The organism is Acidovorax sp. SDU_ACID1 (assembly GCF_045291395.1).
GTDB lineage: Bacteria > Pseudomonadota > Gammaproteobacteria > Burkholderiales > Burkholderiaceae_C > MR-S7.
Map to the genome: position 1 here is coordinate 1,104,265 of NZ_CP152342.1, position 17,814 is coordinate 1,122,078.

9 protein-coding genes and 2 pseudogenes are annotated in these 17,814 nt (G+C 72.0%); 3 read left to right on the plus strand and 8 right to left on the minus strand.

Annotation, left to right across the window (positions count from 1 at the left end):
- Window positions 1–53: 53 nt before the first annotated feature.
- Window positions 54–1,381: pseudogene (gene phoR / locus AAG689_RS05385) on the plus strand (phosphate regulon sensor histidine kinase PhoR).
- Here the strand turns inward: phoR and AAG689_RS05390 are convergent.
- The 8 genes from AAG689_RS05390 to trxA all read right to left on the minus strand — a co-directional run bounded on the left by AAG689_RS05390 (window position 1,344) and on the right by trxA (window position 11,869).
- Window positions 1,344–2,714 (minus strand): MATE family efflux transporter, encoded by a 1,371-nt coding sequence (locus tag AAG689_RS05390; protein WP_406625050.1) that lies wholly within the window; start codon window positions 2,712–2,714, stop codon window positions 1,344–1,346. The pseudogene phoR and the gene AAG689_RS05390 overlap by 38 nt on opposite strands.
- 1 nt (window position 2,715) lies before the next feature.
- Window positions 2,716–4,413, minus strand: a complete 1,698-nt coding sequence (locus tag AAG689_RS05395; protein ID WP_406625051.1) for a hypothetical protein — start codon at window positions 4,411–4,413, stop codon at window positions 2,716–2,718.
- A 105-nt stretch (window positions 4,414–4,518) separates the two neighbouring features.
- Window positions 4,519–4,764: a type B 50S ribosomal protein L31 gene (locus AAG689_RS05400; protein ID WP_020230649.1), complete on the minus strand. Its 246-nt coding sequence runs from the start codon at window positions 4,762–4,764 to the stop codon at window positions 4,519–4,521.
- Between the two features lie 201 nt (window positions 4,765–4,965).
- A complete protein-coding gene (locus tag AAG689_RS05405) occupies window positions 4,966–6,093 on the minus strand; it encodes an ABC transporter permease (protein WP_406625052.1) in 1,128 nt (375 codons plus the stop codon).
- Window positions 6,093–8,858, minus strand: a complete 2,766-nt coding sequence (gene rbbA, locus AAG689_RS05410) for a ribosome-associated ATPase/putative transporter RbbA (RefSeq protein WP_406625053.1) — start codon at window positions 8,856–8,858, stop codon at window positions 6,093–6,095. Before rbbA ends, AAG689_RS05405 begins: the two co-directional genes overlap by 1 nt.
- 13 nt (window positions 8,859–8,871) lie before the next feature.
- A complete protein-coding gene (locus AAG689_RS05415; RefSeq protein ID WP_406625054.1) occupies window positions 8,872–9,951 on the minus strand; it encodes an HlyD family secretion protein in 1,080 nt (359 codons plus the stop codon).
- 105 nt (window positions 9,952–10,056) lie between these two features.
- On the minus strand, window positions 10,057–11,319 hold the full coding sequence (gene rho, locus AAG689_RS05420; protein ID WP_406625055.1) for a transcription termination factor Rho: 1,263 nt from the start codon (window positions 11,317–11,319) through the stop codon (window positions 10,057–10,059).
- A gap of 217 nt (window positions 11,320–11,536) precedes the next feature.
- Window positions 11,537–11,869, minus strand: coding sequence for a thioredoxin TrxA (gene trxA, locus AAG689_RS05425; protein WP_020229983.1), 333 nt, complete (start codon window positions 11,867–11,869; stop codon window positions 11,537–11,539).
- Window positions 11,870–11,970: 101 nt separating this feature from the next.
- On the opposite strand from trxA, the gene AAG689_RS05430 reads away from it, so the two are divergent.
- Window positions 11,971–14,502, plus strand: a complete 2,532-nt coding sequence (locus AAG689_RS05430; protein WP_406625056.1) for a PD-(D/E)XK nuclease family protein — start codon at window positions 11,971–11,973, stop codon at window positions 14,500–14,502.
- A pseudogene (locus AAG689_RS05435) lies at window positions 14,495–17,814 on the plus strand (UvrD-helicase domain-containing protein). The gene AAG689_RS05430 and the pseudogene AAG689_RS05435 overlap by 8 nt, the downstream one beginning before the upstream one ends.

A 17,814-nucleotide genomic window follows, 5' to 3' on the forward strand; every position in this document is an offset into this window, starting at 1 on the left:
AGGGCTGGAAAGCGGCACCAGCTCCTTTTTGAATAGCGAAACCCTTCCGCCCCATGCTGCTGCGCTTTCTCTTCTTCTTCCTGTGCCAGGCGGCGGGTGCCGCCCTGGGCTGGTGGCAGGCCGGCCCCTGGGGCGCGGTGGCCGGCGCCTGCGCGGCGGCGTGGGTCTGGTTCGCGTGGGACCTGTGGCGCGGCGCCCGCGTGCTGGCCTGGATGCGCGAGGGCGATCCCGCCCGCGCCCCCGCCTGCGCGGCATGTGGGGCGAGGCGGCCGACCGCGCACGCCGCCTGGTGCGCCAGGGCAGTTTGCGCGAACAGGCCAGCGACGCGCGGCTGCAGGAGATCCTGGCCGCGCTGCAGGCCTCGCCCAACGGCGTGACGCTGCTGGATGCCGAAGGCCGCATCGAATGGTGCAACCAGATGGCGGAGGAGCACTTCGGCATCCATTTCGAGCGCGACGCGCTGCAGTCCATCGGCAACCTGGTGCGCGACCCGGACTTCAGCGCCTACTACGCCGGGCACGACTTCACGCGCGACGTGGTCCTGCAGGGCCGCGCCAGCACCCCCTCGCGGCCGGTGCGCATCTCCATGCACCTGCATCCCTATGGCGACGGCCGCAAGCTGCTGCTGTCGCGCGACATCACCGCGCTGGAGCAGGCCGAGGCCATGCGGCGCGACTTCGTGGCCAACGTGTCGCACGAGATCCGCACCCCGCTCACCGTGCTCATGGGCTTCGTGGAAACGCTGCAGACCCTGCAGCTCGGCGCCGACGAGCGCGCGCGCTACCTGGGCATGATGTCCCAGCAGGCCCAGCGCATGCACCACTTGGTGCAGGACCTGCTCACCCTCTCGCGCCTGGAAGGCAGCCCCCTGCCGGGCCTGGTCGACTGGGTGCCCGTGGCCTCGCTGCTGCGCCACTGCGAGGACGAGGCGCGGGCGCTGTCGGCCCTGCTGACGCAGGGCGCCCCCCAGCCGCACCGCATCGCCTTCCCCACGCCCGATGAGGCCCAGGCCGCCGGCCAGGTGGCGGGCATCGCGGCCGAGCTGCAGAGCGCCCTGGCCAACCTGGTCAACAACGCCGTGCGCTACACGCCCGCGGGCGGCAGCATCACCGTGGCCTGGGAAGCGGGAGAAGGCGGCGGCGCCCGCTTCAGCGTGAGCGACACCGGCCCCGGCATCGCGGCCGAGCACCTGCCGCGCATCACCGAGCGCTTCTACCGCGTGGACCGCAGCCGCTCGCGCGACACCGGCGGCACCGGCCTGGGCCTGGCCATCGTCAAGCACGTGGTGCAGCGCCACGGCGGCACGCTGCACGTGCGCAGCGTGGTGGGGCAGGGCAGCGTCTTCAGCGTGGATCTGCCACCGATGCGCGTACGCCGCTGAGCACGCGCCGCAGCACATAGGCCAGCAGCGCCCAGAACACCAGCGCCACCACCGCCAGCGCCGCGGCGCTGGCCGCCCAGAAGGGCGCGGGCGAATGCAGCGGCTCCCAGCCGCCCAGGCCGTGGTAGGCCAGCGCATAGCCGCCCGCCAGCCCCACGCCCCACAGCATCACGCTGTAGACCGCCAGAGGCGCCAGCGTGATGCGGTAGCTGCGCAGCACGAAGATGCACAGCGTCTGCAGCGCGTCGGCCACGTGGTAGGCCGCCACCCAGGCGAGCAGGGCGGTGGCCAGGCGCACCACGTCGGCGCTCGTCGAATAGAGCGCGGCGACGGGCTGGCGCGCTATCAGCAAAATAGCTGCCAGCGCGCAGCCCATCAGCGCTGCGAGCCAGAAACCCTTCCATGCCACGGCGGCGGCCTGGTGCTCGTCGCCCGCGCCGCGCCAGAAGCTCACGCGCGCGCTGGTGGCGATCGCCAGCGACAGCGGCACCATGTAGAGCACCGCCGCCAGGTTGGATGCGATCTGGTGCGCACCCGCCGCCAGCGCCCCCTGGCGCGCGATGAACAGCGCCATGAGCGTGAACGAGGTCACCTCCACCAGGATCGACAGCCCCGCCGGCAGCCCCAGCCGCAGGAAGCGCGCGAGCTGGGCCGCGTCGGGCCGCTCCAGCGGCCGCCACAGGGCCAGCGGCGCATACAGCGGCTGCGTGCGCAGCATGCGCCAGCCCAGCGCCATCAGGCCGTAGTTCACCGCCAGCGTGGCCCAGGCGCAGCCCGCCGCGCCCTGCGGCGCCAGGCCCGCGCCGCCGAAGGTGAACCAGATGGACAGCGGCACCTTCAGCGCCAGCGACCCCACCTGCAGCCAAGTGACGAGCTGCGGTCGGCCCAGCGCCTGGTTGAGCGTGGAGTAGATGCGAAACAGCAGTGCGGGCGGCAGCCCGAAGGCCAGGATGGCGAGGTATTCGCGCACCTGGCCGCGCAGCGCCTCGGGCACCTCCGTCCAGCGCAGGATGGCGTCGGGCGACAGCAGCACCGCCATGCCCAGCACGCAGGCCGCGGCCCACAAGTAGAGCGACTGGCGCAGGCTGGCGCCGATCTCCGCCTGCGCCCGCGCGCCGCGCTGCTCGGCCCAGACGGGCAGCAGCGCCTGCAGCACGCCCATGAGCGCCACGTAGACGCTGATGAACACGGCCGAGCCGATCGACAGCGCGGCCAGCGATTCCTGCGAGTGGCGCCCGGCGACGATGGTGTCGGTCACCCCGAAGGCCATGACGGCCAGTTGCCCCGCCAGCACCGTGACGGCGTGGCGGGCGATGACGGACAGCTCCTGCATGTCAGTCGGTGATGCGCTGGAGGATCAGCAGCCGGTCGGTGCGCTCGGTGGGGCGGGTGGCGCTGGCCACCTTGCGCCACTGCCCCGGGGGCAGCACGGCGCGCACGGGCGGCTCGGCGGCCGCATCGGCCACCACCCAGCCGCAGGCCTGCGCCTGGGCGGGGGCCACCATGTCCAGGCCGCCGTGGAAGGCCAGCGCGGCGGTCTGCGCGCGGCTCAGGCCGTAGCCGGCCACGCAGCCGCGTGCGCCCGCGGCGTCCAGCGCGGCCGTCACGCGGGCCACCTGCGGCGCGAAGCTGCGGCCGTAGTCCAGCAGCGGCAGCCACAGCGTCATCAGCAGCAGCCAGCCCAGCGTGGCTCCGCTGGCAGGCAGCACCAGGCTCTTCCAGATGGCGGCGCGGTTGCGCGCGGCGCGCCACCACACCAGCGCGCACCAGGCCAGCGTGGCCGCCAGGGCCACGCCGAAGGCGAGCAGCGAGAACGCGGGCGCGTAGCCCGGCGCCAGCTTGGCCACGTTGGCCGCGGGCTTGGCCGGCACGCCGGTCTGCACCGCCACCCAGATGACCCAGATGGCGATGGCCGAGATGCTGAAGAACAGCAGCGTGAACCAGTCGATCAGCGCCGAGATGCTGCGCCTGAGCGTGGGCAGCGCGAAGGCCGCCAGCACCGCGAAGGCGGGCAGCCCCAGCAGCAGTGCGCGGTCGGCCGGCCGCGTGGTGAGGGTGGCCAGCGCCGCCACCAGTGCGAACCACAGCGGCAGCAGCAGGTGCCGGTGCCAGGCGCGGCTGGTGATCTGGTGGCGCCAGCGCCACAGCGTCCACAGCGCGAGCGGCCAGGCGGGCCAGCTGAACCAGGTGAACAGGCGCAGCAGGCTGTGCCATTCCTTGGCGTCGTCGGCGCTCACCACGCGCCAGTCCCACAGTCCCAGCGCCCATGCCAGCGCCGCCGAAGCCAGCACCAGCCCCAGCAGCGCGCCGGCTCCCGCGGCGCGGGCGCGCAGCGTGGCGCCGCGCTCGCGCCACACCAGCCAGGCGCCGCCCAAGCCCAGCAGCGCCGCCAGCGCGGGCGCGCCGCTCAGCACCAGCCCGAACAGCCCCGCCGCTGCGGCGGCCGCCGGCCCGCCCATGCGCCAGGGCATGGCGGCGGCGGCGAAGAACAGCAGCGCCGTGCAGGCGAGCTGGGTGAGGTGGCTGGTGATTTCGTGCGAGAGCTGCGCCAGCCCCAGGCAGGCGATGAGCGCGAGCAGGGCCGCGTCGGCCATGGCGCGGGCGTAGTCGGCGGGCTGGGCCTCGCCGCCGAAGGCGAAGGCCACGGGCTGCGCGCCGGGGCTGCGCGCCAGGTAGTACATGCAGTACCAGGTGGCGGCCAGCGTGACGGCCAGCAGCGCGGCGAAGGGCAGGCGCGCGGCCACGTCCATGGGCAGCCAGCCGCCCAGCGCCTGGATGGCCCAGGCGCCCAGCCAGTAGGGCAGGGGGCCGTCGGTGTCGGGCGGCATGCCGGCCAGCAGCGGGTTCATCCACGGCGTGCGGCCCAGGGCCAGCTCGCGCATGTAGCCGAAAGCAGCCATGTCGGCGTTGCGCCAGGGGTCGCGCCCCACGAAGCCCGGCACGGCATAGGCCAGGCACAGCAGCAGCAGCGCCCAGCGCGGCAGCGGCCGCACGGCGCTTTGGGCAACGATGGCGGGGGTGGGATGGTTCACGCGGTGGACAAGGCGGACAACGGGACCGCTGGAGGATAGCCAAGAAAAAGGGCAGCTCGGCGAACCGGCTGCCCTCGATCGGCAAAACCTGGAGAGAGGCGTTGCTTACTTCTTGCCGAAGCGGTTGCGGAAGCGCTCCACGCGGCCGCCCATGTTGTCCACCGACTTCTGCGTGCCGGTGTAGAAGGGGTGCGACTCGCTGGAGGTATCCAGCTTGAACAGGGGGTATTCCTTGCCTTCGAAGGTGTCTTTTTCCTTCGTGTTCACGCAGGAACGGGTCACGAACTTGAAGCCGTTGGACAGATCGACGAACAGCACTTCGCGGTAATCGGGGTGGATGCCTTCTTTCATAGCCTTTTCCTAAGTCAGCGGGAGCCGTGCCAGCCATGCGCAACCGGTTTGCGCATTCGAAAACTTGGCGTACTTTCCGCAAAAAGCCCGCCATTATCGCATATCAGTTTTCCATAGCGCTGCGCGCCACCCGCAACGATGAAACTGGCGCGACCCAAGCGCGGGCAGCCGCGAAGCGGCTCAGCGGGTTGCCGTTTCATCTCAGGCCATGGCGCCCAGGGCCTTGCGAAAGCGCGCCAGCGCCAGCGTGAACAGCACCGCGCCGATCACGGCCAGCGCCAGCAGCTGCGGCCACACCACTTCCAGCCCCGCGCTGCGGTATAGGATGGCCTGGCCCAGCTCGACGAAGTGGGTGGTGGGCGCGGCCAGCATCAGGTCGCGCACGGCCGCCGGCATGCTTTCGCGCGGGGTGGTGCCGCCCGAGAGCATCTGCAGCGGCAGCACCACCAGCACCATGAGCAGCCCGAACTGCGGCATGGAGCGCGCCAGCGTGGCCATGAAGATGCCCATGGACGTGGTGGCGAACAGGTGCAGCGCCGCGCCCGCCAGGAAGAGCGCGCGCGAGCCCTCGACGGGCACGGCCAGCCAGCCCTGCACCACCAGCAGCAGCGACACGGCGGCGGCGGCCAGCACCACCAGCGCCATGGACCAGACCTTGGCCAGCATGATCTCGGCCGGCGTGACGGGCATGACCAGCAGGTGCTCCACGGTGCCGTGCTCGCGCTCGCGGATGAGCGCCGCGCCGGTGAGGATGATGGAGAGCATGGTCACGTTGTTGATGATCTGCATCAGGCTGCCGAACCAGGCCTTGTCCAGCGCCGGGTTGAAGCGCATGCGCAGCGCCAGGTCGACCGGCGGGGCGCTTGCGCCCCGGTAGCGCTGCGCGAATTCCTGCACCTCGGCCATCACGATCTGCTGCACGTAGCCGCTGCCGGTGAAGGCCTGGCTCATGCGCGTGGCGTCCACGTTGAGCTGCAGCTGGGCGCCGCGCCCGGCGAGCACGTCGCGCTGGAAGTGGGGCGGGATGTCGAGCACGAAGGTGTAGCGGCCCGCGTCCATCCCGGCGTCCATGGCCTGCATGCCGATGTGCTCGGGCGCCTTGAAGTGCGGCGGGTAGAACGCGCCCGCGATGCGCTGCGACAGCTGCGATCCGTCTTCGTCCACGATGGCGATGGGCGCGTTGTGCAGCGTCTCCGGCATGGCCTTGGCGGCCGTGTAGACCGAGACGGTGAACACGTAGACGATGAGCACCAGCATGGCCGGGTCGCGCAGCAGGCTCCAGAGCTCCTTCACGCCCAGGCGGTAGATATTGAGCAGGTGCCGGCGCATCACTTCTCCTGCTTCTTCAGCAGCAGAATCGCCACCGCCATGATGACCGGCACCGACACGGCGAGCGCCAGCAGCGGCTGGCCCAGGTCGCCGAAGGACAGCGCCTTGCTGAACACGCCGCGGCTTATGGTGAACATGTGCGTGGCCGGGTAGACCTCGCCCACCAGGCGCGCGCCGCCTTCGAGCGAGGAGACCGGGTCCATCATCCCCGCGAACTGCACGGCCGGGATCAGCGTGCCGATCATGGCGAAGAACATGGCAGCGATCTGGCTGCGGGTCACGCTGCTGGCCAGCAGCCCCATGCCCGTGGCGGAGACGGCGTAGAGCACGGCCGCCAGCAGCAGCGTGGCGAAGCTGCCGGTGAGGGGCACGCCGAACACGGCGGTCGCCATCAGCACCATGAGCAGGAAGTTGAGCAGCGCCAGCAGCACGTAGGGCAGCTGCTTGCCCAGCAGGAATTCGGTGCGCGTGACGGGCGTGGCGTAGAGGTTGAGGATGGAGCCCATTTCCTTCTCGCGCACCACGGCCAGCGCCGTCAGCATGGCGGGCAGCATGAGCAGCAGCAGCGGGATCACGGCCGGCACCATGGCCGGCAGGCTGCGCACGTCGGGGTTGTAGCGAAAGCGCGTCTCGATGCTGGCGAGCGCGCCCGGCCGCTGCCCCGTGCGCTCGTGGAGCTGCGTGGCCAGCCAGTGCTGGTGCATGCCCTGCACGTAGCCCTGCACCGTCTCGGCGCGCATGGGCATGGCGCCATCGACCCAGGCGCCGATCTGCACAGCGCGCCCGCGCAGCACGTCGCGCCCGAAGCCGGGCGGGATCTCGATGGCCAGCGACAGCTCGCCGCTGCGCATGCGCCGGTCCAGCTCGGCGTAGTCCGCGATGGGCGGGCGCTCGGTGAAATAGCGCGAGCCCGAGAGGGCGTTCACGTAGCCCTGGCTCACCGTGGTCTCGTCGCGGTCGAGCACGGCGAAGCGCAGGTTCTCCACATCCATGCTGCTGCCGAAGCCGATCACCAGCAGCAGGATCAGCGAGCCCACCAGCGCCAGCGTGGCGCGCACCGGGTCGCGGCGCAGCTCCAGCGCCTCGCGCCACGTGTAGCTCAGCAGGCGCTGCGGGCTGAAGGCGCGGTGGCGGATCGCTCCTGTTTCGGGAGCTGGTTGCGCTTGTTGTTCCTGGGTTTCAGATGGTTTCTTGCCTGAATCCCTTTCTGGAGAAGCGCTGGCAGCTATGCTTTTCGATTCGCCTGCCGCTTCGAGCAGGTAGCCGATGAAGGCCTCCTCCAGCGTCGCCGCGCCGCGCTTGGCCACCAGCGCGGCGGGTGCGTCGCTGTCGAGCACGCGGCCCGCGTGCATCATCGACATGCGGTCGCAGCGCTCGGCCTCGTTCATGAAATGGGTGGAGATGAAGATGGTCACCCGGTCGCGGCGCGACAGCTCCACCAGCAGGCGCCAGAACGCATCGCGCGCGACCGGGTCCACGCCCGAGGTGGGCTCGTCCAGGATCAGCAGCTCGGGCCGGTGCACCATGGCCACGGCCAGCGACAGGCGCTGGCGCATGCCCAGCGGCAGGCGCGCGGGCAGCTCGGCGTGGGCGTCCTGCAGGCCGAAGCGCTCCAGCATCTCCGCCACGCGCGCGGGCACCTCGCCCTCGGGCACGTGGAACAGGCGCGCGTGCAGCACGAGGTTCTGCTCCACCGTCAGCTCGCCGTAGAGCGAGAACGCCTGCGACATGTAGCCCACGCGCCGGCGCGTGGCCATGTCGTGCGGGTCCACCTCGCGGCCGAACAGCCACGCGCGGCCGCTGCTGGCGGGCAGCAGGCCCGTGAGCATCTTCATGGTGGTGGACTTGCCGCAGCCGTTGGAGCCGAGGAAGCCGAAGATCTCCCCGCGCCGGATGCGCAAATCCACGCCATCGACCGCCACGAAGTCGCCGAAACGCATGGTCAGGCCCTGGGCCTCGATGGCGATGTCGCCCTCGTCCTCCCGCAGCGGCGGGATCACCACGGGCGCGTGGCCGCGCTTCTTCGCCTCGGGCAGCAGCGCGACGAAGGCGGCTTCGAGCGTGCCGGTGCCGGTGCGCGCCAGCAGCTCGGCCGGCGTGCCGGTGGCGAGCAGGGCGCCGTCGTCCATCGCCACCAGCCAGTCGAAGCGCTGCGCCTCGTCCATGTAGGCGGTGGCGACCAGCACGCTCATCTGCGGGCGCGACGCGCGGATGCCGGCGATCAGGTCCCAGAACTGCGCGCGGGCCAGCGGGTCCACGCCGGTCGTGGGCTCGTCGAGGATCAGCAGGTCGGGGTCGTGGATCAGCGCGCAGCACAGACCCAGCTTCTGCTTCATGCCGCCCGACAGCTTGCCCGCTGGCCGCGCCAGGAACGGGTACAGCCCGGTGCTGCGCGTGAGCGCGTCGATGCGCGTACGCCGCTCGGCCGCGCCGTGGCCGAACAGGCGCGCGAAGAACTGCAGGTTCTCCTCGACCGACAGCGTGGGGTAGAGGTTGCGCCCCAGGCCCTGCGGCATGTAGGCGATGCGCGGGCAGACGCGGTCGCGGTGCCGGCGGCTGCGCATGTCGCCGCCCAGCACCTCGATGCGGCCCTCCTGCATGGCGCGCGCGCCGGCGGCCAGCGCCAGCAGGCTGGACTTGCCCACGCCATCGGGCCCGATCAGGCCGATCATGCGGCCCGGCGGCACGTCCAGCGTCACGCCGCGCAGGGCCTGCGCCTCGCCGTAGCGCAGGCGCACATCCCGCAGGCGGATGACGGGCTCCATCGCAAACAGGTTCTCAGGGGTTCGCGGCCGCTTGCAGATGCACGGGCCAGTCGCGGCTGGCATCCAGCCGGACCCAGGCCTGGCCGGGCAGGCCGGTCTTCACCTGCTCCAGGTGCTTGCGCAGCAGCTCAGGCGCGATGCGCGCCTTCACGCGGAACATGAGCTTTTGCCGCTCGCTGGCGGTCTCCACCGTCTTGGGCGTGAACTGCGCCGTGCTGGCGACGAAGGACACGGTGGCCGGGATCACGTACTGCGGCGCGGCGTCGAGCACGATGCGCACCTCGCTGCCCAGCGCCACGCGGCCGGCCACGGTCTCGGGCAGGAAGAAGCCCATGTACACGTCGGTCAGGTCGACCAGGTTGAGCACCTTGCCGCCGCCTGCCAGCACCTCGCCGGGCTGGGCCAGCAGCAGCTGCACGCGGCCGTCGCGCGGCGCGGCGAGCTGGCTGTCGTCCAGGTCGGCCACGATGCGCTGCACCGTGGCCTCGGCGGCCTGCACGGCCGACTGCGCGCTGTCCACCTGCGTGCGCGCGGCCTGGATGGCGGCCTGCGCGGCCCGCGCCTGTGCCTGCGCGGCCTTCAGCGCGGCCTGCATGCCGCGTACGCGCGCGCGGTTGTCGTCCAGCTCCTGCAGGGGCATGGCGCCCTGGTGCGCCAGCGCCTCGGAGCGCACGGTGCGCCGCTGGGCGGCGTCCAGGTCGGCCTCGCGCTGCACGATCTGCGCCTGCGCGGCGGCGTGCTCGCTCTCGCGCAGCGCCACCTGCGCGCGCGCTGCCGCCACCGCCTGGCGCGCCTGCTCGCGCCCGGCCTCGGCCTCGCGGCGCTGGGCCAGCAGGCTGTCCACCTGCATGCGTGCCAGCGGCTGGCCGGCCTGCACGAAGTCGCCCTCGCGCACCAGGATCTCGGCCACGCGGCCCGCGTACTTGGTGGCCACATCGACCTCGGTGGCTTCGATGCGGCCGTTGCCGCCCGCCAGGCCGTCGTTCTGGTGCGCGGCATCCCACTGCCGCCAGGCGTAGCCACCCGCGAGCAGCAGCGCCACGAGCGCGGCCGCCAGGACGAGGGCCTTGTTCCGGGAAGAAAGCTGTGTCATGCGCGCTCCAGTATGCCGGCGGGCGCCTTCGGCGCCTTGATGCGAGTCAAAAACAAAAGCCCCGCGAGGAGCGGGGCTTGCGTGCGTGGAGCGCGGGGCGGAGGGTCAGCCGCCGCGGCGCATGGCTTCGAAGAATTCCACGTTGGTCTTGGTTTCCTTCATCTTCTTGATCATCAGCTCCATGGACTCGATCTCGTCCATGTTGTACATGAACTGGCGCAGGATCCGGGTCTTCTGCAGGATCTCGGGCGGCAGCAGCAGCTCTTCGCGGCGCGTGCCGCTCTTGTTCATCTCGATGGCCGGGAACACGCGCTTTTCATACAGACGGCGGCTCAGGTGGACTTCGCTGTTGCCGGTGCCCTTGAACTCTTCGAAGATCACCTCGTCCATGCGGCTGCCGGTATCGACCAGCGCGGTGGCGATGATGGTCAGCGAGCCGCCTTCCTCCACCTTGCGCGCCGCGCCGAAGAAACGCTTGGGGCGCTGCAGCGCGTTGGAGTCCACACCGCCCGACAGCACCTTGCCGGAGGAGGGCACCACGTTGTTGTAGGCGCGGGCCAGGCGGGTGATGGAGTCCAGCAGGATCACCACGTCCTTTTTCAGCTCCACCAGGCGCTTGGCGCGCTCGATCACCATCTCGGCCACGTGCACGTGGCGCGCGGCGGGCTCGTCGAAGGTCGAGGCGATGATCTCGCCCTTGACCGTGCGCTGCATCTCGGTCACTTCTTCGGGACGCTCGTCCACGAGCAGCACCATCAGGTGCACATCGGGGTTGTTGGCCGTGATGGCATGGGCGATGTGCTGCATCATCACCGTCTTGCCGCTCTTCGGGGGCGCGACGATCAGCGCGCGCTGGCCGCGGCCGATGGGGGCGATGATGTCGATGATGCGGCCCGTGATGTTCTCCTCGCCCTTCATGTCCCGCTCGAGCTTCATCTGCTCCTTGGGAAACAGCGGCGTGAGGTTCTCGAACATCACCTTGTGCTTGTTCTGCTCGGGCGGGCCGCCGTTGACCGAATCGAGCTTGGTCAGCGCGAAGTAGCGTTCGCCGTCCTTGGGCGTGCGCACCTCGCCTTCGATCATATCGCCGGTGTGCAGATTGAAGCGGCGCACCTGGCTGGGACTGATGTAGATGTCGTCCGTGCTGGCGGTGAAGCTGGTGTCGGGGCTGCGCAGGAAGCCGAAGCCGTCGGGCAGGATCTCGAGCACGCCGTCGGCGAAGATCTGCTCGCCTGCCTTCGCGCGCTTCTTGATGATGGCGAACATCAGCTCCTGCTTGCGCATGCGGCCGCCGTTTTCGATCTCAAGGGCTTCCGCCTGCTTGAGGACTTCAGACACGTGCAGTGCCTTGAGTTCGTTAAGGTGCATGAATGACTCCTGAACGGAGTGGATATGTCTCTTGACTGGAGGGGAGTTGGCTGCGTGCCGTGCGGGCTGGGTTACCCTGGCGAGCCTGTGACCTGGAACCAGCCGCTGGTTGGGTTGCGTGCGGCGAGGCGATCAATGCGGATTATGACAGGAAAATTCCGGGCCCTTGCAGGGCAGGTGCGCTGGCGGCCTGGCACGGGGCCGCCGGCGCGGGACATCAGGCCAGTTGCTGGTCGATGAAGGCGGTGAGCTGGGCCTTGCTCATGGCGCCGACCTTGGTGGCGGCCAGCTCGCCGTTCTTGAACAGCATCAGCGTGGGAATGCCGCGGATGCCGAACTTGGCGGGGATCTCGCGGTTCTCGTCCACGTTCATCTTGGCGATGGAAAGCTTGCCCTGGTAGGCGGTGGCGACCTCGTCGAGGATCGGGGCGATCATCTTGCACGGGCCGCACCACTCGGCCCAGTAGTCCACCAGCACCGGTGTGCCGGCCTTGAGCACGTCGGCTTCGAAACTGGCGTCGGAGATATGTCGGATGAGTTCGCTGGCCATGGCGCGTTCCTTGGGTTCCTTGAGAGGCGGGGCGTATAAAGTCGGGCATTGTGACAGAAACGCAAACCCTGCACCCCGGTATGGCCGGTGACTGCGACGCTATGACAGTCATAGCGAAAAACGATGGCGCCGATGCCTGCTGGCGCACCGTCTTCGACAGCGTAAGGGCCCATGCGCAGCAGTGCGGCGTGCACCTGGCGGGCGCCGTGGTGCTCGTGCCCTACGCCCAGCTCATGGCCGAGGCGCGGCGGCAATGGGCGCGCCTGCACCCCCAGGGCTTCATGCCGCAGTTCGAGACCACGCGCAACTGGGCGCGGCGGCTCGGCGCCCCGCTGCCCGAGGGCAGCGAGTTCGCGGGCGATGTGGCGCGCGACGCCGTCACCGCCCGCGCGCTGCTCGAGCGCGCCGGCCTGGCCGCCCACCGCGAAGCCCTGGCCGATCCGCTGCTGGAGATGGCGGCCCAGCTCGCCGCCGCCGCGGCCGCCGCCGGCCCGCACGGCCGCGCCGCCTGGGCCGACGCGGCCCGCGCGCTGCTGGCCGCCGGCGGCGACGGCGGCGCGCTGCGGCTGGAGGCCGCTGCCGCGCGCATCGCGCTCGAATGGGTGCTGGCCTCGCGCCACGCCACCGATGTGCTGTTCGACCCCGGCGTGCGCGCCAGCACGGACCTGCTGGCCGTGGTGCAGGGCTTCCACCCCGACCCGCTGGCACAGGCGCTGCTGGCGCACTGGGGCGACGCGGGCCTGGCCGTTGCGTTGCCCGCGCCCGCGGTGCATGGCCGCGCCGCGCTGCACACCGCCGCCGACGCGGAAGACGAGGCCCAGCGCGCCGCCGCCTGCGTGCTGGCCCACCTGGCCCAGGGCCGCGCGCCCGTGGCGCTGGCGGCCACCGACCGCGCGCTCACACGGCGCATCAGCGCGCTGCTGGACGGCGCGGGCGTGCCCGTGCACGACGAGAACGGCTGGACGCTGTCCACCACGCGCGCCGGGGCGCAGCTCATGGCCCTGCTGCGCGCCTGCACCTGGGACGCGCCGGCCGACGCCGTGCTCGACGCGCTCAAGCAGCTGCCCGCCGTGGAGGCCGCCGCGCTGCGCGCGCTGGAGCACGGGCTGCGCCGTGCCGGCCTGCGCCAGTGGAGCGCGGCCGTGGCCGCGCTGCAGGGCCGCGCCAGCCAGGCCCAGGCCGCTGCGCTCGCGGCGCAGGCCGACGCCTGGCGCGCGCCGCTGCGCGCCGCGCGGCCGCTGGCGCAGTGGCTCCAGGCGCTGCGCGAGCTGCTGCAGCAGACCGGCCTGTGGGACGCGCTGGCGCACGACAGCGCCGGCGAGCACGTGCTGGCAGAACTGCGCCTGCCCCAGGGCCTGGAGGCCGACCTGGAGGCGCTCGATGGCGCGGGACGCCGCCTGGCGCTGGCCGAATTCACCCGCTGGGTCGACGCGGTGCTGGAGACGGGCCGCTACCGCCCCGAATACCTGGCCGGCGCTCCCGTGACCGTGCTGCCGCTGCCGCAGCTGCTGGCGCGCCCCTTCGCCGCGCTGGTCCTGCCCGGCTGCGACGAAAAGCGCCTGCAGACCGCGCCCGAGCCGCCCGGCGTGTGGACCGCCGCGCAGCGCACGGCCCTGGGCCTGCCCACGCGCGAACAGCTCGCCGTGGTCCAGCGCGCCGCCTGGGCCCATGCGCTCGGCACGCCGTGGGTGGACATCCTCTGGCGCGCGGGCGACGAGGGCGGTGAGCCGCTGCTCGCCAGCCCCCTGGTGCTGGCGCTGCAGCTCGATGGCGCAGCCGCCCCGGGCGGCGATGCGCGCGCCGCGCGTGCCATCGCCGCCGCGCCCGTGCCGCGCCCGCTGCCCGTGGGGGCGCAGCTGCCCGTGCCGCGGCTGTCCTCCTCGGCCTATGCGGACCTGCGCCACTGCCCCTACCGCTTCTTCGCGCTGCGCCAGCTGCGGCTGCAGGAAGAGGAGGAGCTGGACGCGCAGATCGACAAGCGCGACTTCGGCACCTGGCTGCACGCCGTGCTGCAGCACTTCCACGAGGCATTGCGCGACGCGCCCGGAGCGGACCGCATCGCCCTCATGGACGAGGCCGCCGCGCGCGCCACGCGCGAGCAGCAGCTGCACGCGGGCGATTTCCTGCCCTACGCCAGCGGCTGGCCCCAGCTGCGCGCCGGCTACCTGGACTGGCTCGCCGGGCACGAGGCCACCGGCGCCGCCTTCCAGCGGGCCGAACTGAAGGCCAGCCAGCCGCTCGGCGCGCTGGAACTCGTGGGCACGCTCGATCGCGTGGACCGGGTGGGCGGGGAAGGCGGCACGGCCCTGGTCATCGACTACAAGACCGAGAGCGATGCCGCCACGCGCCGCCGCATCCAGGCGGGCGGCGAGGACACGCAGCTCGCCTTCTACGCCGCGCTCATGGGGGACGACCACCTGCGCGCCGCCTACGTCAACGTGGGCGAGCGCGGCGACACCCGCCTGCACGAGCAGGACGACGTGGTGCTGCTGCGCGACCAGCTCGTCGAAGGCATCGTGCACGACATGGCCCGCATCGCCGACGGCGCGCCGCTGCCCGCGCTGGGCGAGGGCGCGGTGTGCGACTGGTGCGCCGCCCGCGGCCTGTGCCGCAAGGACTTCTGGAATGCATAGGAACCCCCCTGGGTGGCGGACAACGGAAATGACAGGCCAAGCCGCGTACGAACACAACGGCCAGCCGGTCAGCCGCGAAGCCTTCTACGCCATCGCCTGCGACCCGCGCCGCAGCGTGGCCGTGGAGGCCTGCGCCGGCGCGGGCAAGACGTGGATGCTGGTGTCGCGCATGCTGCGCGCGCTGCTGGAGGGCAGCGCGCCGCACGAGATCCTGGCCATCACCTTCACCAAGAAGGCCGCGGGCGAGATGCGCCAGCGCCTGCAGGAGTGGCTGCAGGAGTTTTCCGGGAAGCCGCTGCCTGATCTGGAAAAAGAGCTGATTGCAAGGGGAATCAGCCTCCAGGCCGCACGGGACAAGCGCGAGCAGCTACAAAATTTGTACCGCCAGACGCTGGAGGCGGGCCGCCCCGTGCAGATCCGCACCTTCCACAGCTGGTTCGCCGCGCTGCTGTCCACCGCGCCGCTCGCGGTGCTGGAGCAGCAGGGCCTGCCTGCCCACTACGAGCTGCTGGAAGACGACGCCGAGGCCGTGCGCGAGGTCTGGCGCCCCTACCTGCAGGCCGTGGCGGACAGCCCCGCGCTGCGCGCCGCCTACGAGGAATGCGTGGCGCGCCATGGCCGCTCGCAGACGCACAAGGCGCTCGAAGGCGCGCTGGCCAAGCGCGTGGAATTCACGCTGGCCGACGAGGCAGGCGTGGTCGACGCATCGGTGGAGCCGGTGGAGGCGCTGTTTCCCGACCTGGCGGGCGAGGGCGGCCCGCTGCAGGCCCTGGTGCTGCGCGAGCGCGAGGCCCTGCTGGCCGCCGCGCTGGCCCTGGGCCGCGCCAGCGCGCGCACCTATTCGGACAAGGGTGTGGCGCTGGAGATGGCCGTGACGGCGCAGGACGGCGACGGCGTGGCCGCCGCCCTGCTCACGCAGAAGGGCGAGCCGCGCAAGTTCAACGACAAGCTGGCCGGCATCGAGCAGGTGCGCCACGCCCAGGCACTGTGCGAGCGCGCCCTGGCCGCGCGCCGCCAGCACGAGGCCTGGCAGCACCAGCGGCGCATGGCGCTGCTGGCGCGCGCGCTCATCGCGCAGTTCGCCCAGCTCAAGCGCGAGCGCGGCTGGGTGGACATGAACGACGTGGAGCGCACGGCGCTGGTCATGCTGTCCGACCCCGTGCTCAGCGGCTGGGTGCAGGAGCGCCTGGACACGCGCGTGCGCCACCTGCTGGTCGATGAGTTCCAGGACACCAACCCGCTGCAGTGGCAGGCGCTGCATGCCTGGCTCTCGGGCTACGCGGGCACGGGAGGCGGCCAGCAGGCGCCCAGCGTGTTCATCGTGGGCGACCCCAAGCAGAGCATCTACCGCTTCCGCCGCGCCGAGCCGCAGGTCTTCCTGGCCGCGCAGGCGTTCGTGCGCGAGGGGCTGGGGGGCGACCTGCTCGCCTGCGACCACACGCGGCGCAACGCCACCGGCGTGATCGACGCCGTCAACCACGCCATGCTGGCCGCGCAGGCGCAAGGCGAATACGCGGGCTTTCGCGCGCACACCACCGAATCCGCCGACGCGGGCCGCCTGCTGTGCCTGCCCGCCATCACCGCTGACGACGGCGGCGGCGCGCCGCCGCAGGACGCGCTCCCGGCCTGGCGCGACAGCCTGACCCAGCCACGCCACGAGGCCGAGGAAACCCTGCGCATGCGCGAATGCGCCCAGGCCGCTCAATGGGTCGCCGCGCAGATCGCCGCCGGCGTGCCCGCGCGCGAGATCATGGTGCTCGCACGCAAGCGCGACCGCCTCGCCGCGCTGCAGGACGCGCTGCGCGCCCAGCACATCCCATGCGTGCAGCCCGAGAAGGCCGAATTGGGCGATGCGCCCGAGGTGCGCGACGTCGTCGCGCTGCTGGACGCGCTGGTCTCCCCGGGGCACGACCTGTCGCTGGCGCGTGCGCTCAAGTCGCCCCTGTTCGGCGTGGATGACGCAGCGCTGGTGCAGCTCGCCCTGCTGCGCCGCCAGGACGAGCGCGCCAGCTGGTTCGATCTGCTGCTTCAAAAAAGAGAGCTGCTGCCGCTTGCCCTGCAAGCGCTGGGACCCGATTTGATGCAATACCAGCAATGGGTGGCCGCCTGGCCGCCGCACGACGCGCTGCACGCCATCTACCGCCACCGCGACGTGCTCGCGCGCTATGCCGCCGCCGCGCCCGCCACGCAGCGAGGCGGCGTGCTGGCCAACCTGCGCGCGCTGCTGGCCGCCGCGCTGCAGCAGGGCGGTGGGCGCTACCTCACGCCCTATGCCTTCGTGCGCGCCATGAAGCGCCCCGGCACCCACGCCCCCGGCCGGGTGGATGCGCAGGCCGTGCGCCTGCTCACCATCCACGGCGCCAAGGGGCTGGAGGCGCACAGCGTGCTGCTGCTGGACACCGACGCCCGCGCCCAGAAGGCCGAGACCATGGGCGCGCTGGTGGACTGGCCGGGCGAGCAGCCCGTGCCGCGCCGCTTCGTCTTCCTGGCCAGCGAAACCAGCCCGCCGCCCAGTGCGGCCGAGGTGCTGGCACTGGAGCAGGCCGAGCGCCAGCGCGAGGAGCTCAACACCCTCTACGTGGCGATGACGCGCGCCAAGCACTGCCTGGCCTTGTCCTGCGTGCAGGCGGCCCATTCGTCGCCGGGCAGCTGGTGGAACCGGCTCGCCCCCGGCATGCAGGCTGCTCCCGCGCCCAAGGCGGGCGATGCCATGGCCGACCACGCCGCAGCGGCCGTGCTGCCCGAGCTGCCCCCTATGCGGCGCCCGCCCAGCCTGCGGCGCCCGATCCGCAAGACATCTCCACCCCGCAGACGCGCCTGGGCGAGGCCATGCACCAGTTGCTGGAGCAGGCCGGCGTGGCCGGCGCACCCCTGGCGGCCCTGCGCGCGCAGGGCTGGTCCGGGCGGCGCCTGGCGCAGCTGGCGCGCGACTTCGACATCGCGCCGCAGGCCGCGCGGCACGCGGCTGACCTCGCGCAGCGCGTGCTGCAGGGGGAGGGCGCCTGGGCGTGGGACGCGGCGCAGGTGGAGCGGGCGTTCAACGAAGCGCCGCTGGTCCACCAGGGGCTGCGCCTGCGGCTGGACCGCCTGGTGCGCCGCCGCGCGCAGGCGGGGCGGCCTGCCGCGTGGTGGGTGCTGGACTACAAGAGCGCGGCGCGGCCAGAAAGCCAGCCGCAGCTGCAGGCGCAGTTGCGGCAGTACCGTGCCGCAGTGCGCGAGATGGCGCCGGGGGAGGCGGTGTTCGCGGCGTTCCTGACGGGGGATGGGCGGATGGTGGTGGTGGATGGCGTGGCGCAGGGGGAGTTGTTCTGA

Excerpts from the sequence above, each read along its gene's own strand:
- AAG689_RS05390 (WP_406625050.1), bottom strand. The coding sequence starts at position 2,714 with ATGCAGGAGCTGTCCGTCATCGCCCGCCACGCCGTCACGGTGCTGGCG.
- AAG689_RS05400 (WP_020230649.1), bottom strand. The coding sequence starts at position 4,764 with ATGAAAGAAGGCATCCACCCCGATTACCGCGAAGTGCTGTTCGTCGAT.
- AAG689_RS05405 (WP_406625052.1), bottom strand. The coding sequence starts at position 6,093 with ATGCGCCGGCACCTGCTCAATATCTACCGCCTGGGCGTGAAGGAGCTC.
- rbbA (WP_406625053.1), bottom strand. The coding sequence starts at position 8,858 with ATGGAGCCCGTCATCCGCCTGCGGGATGTGCGCCTGCGCTACGGCGAG.
- AAG689_RS05415 (WP_406625054.1), bottom strand. The coding sequence starts at position 9,951 with ATGACACAGCTTTCTTCCCGGAACAAGGCCCTCGTCCTGGCGGCCGCG.
- rho (WP_406625055.1), bottom strand. The coding sequence starts at position 11,319 with ATGCACCTTAACGAACTCAAGGCACTGCACGTGTCTGAAGTCCTCAAG.
- trxA (WP_020229983.1), bottom strand. The coding sequence starts at position 11,869 with ATGGCCAGCGAACTCATCCGACATATCTCCGACGCCAGTTTCGAAGCC.
- AAG689_RS05430 (WP_406625056.1), top strand. The coding sequence starts at position 11,971 with ATGACAGTCATAGCGAAAAACGATGGCGCCGATGCCTGCTGGCGCACC.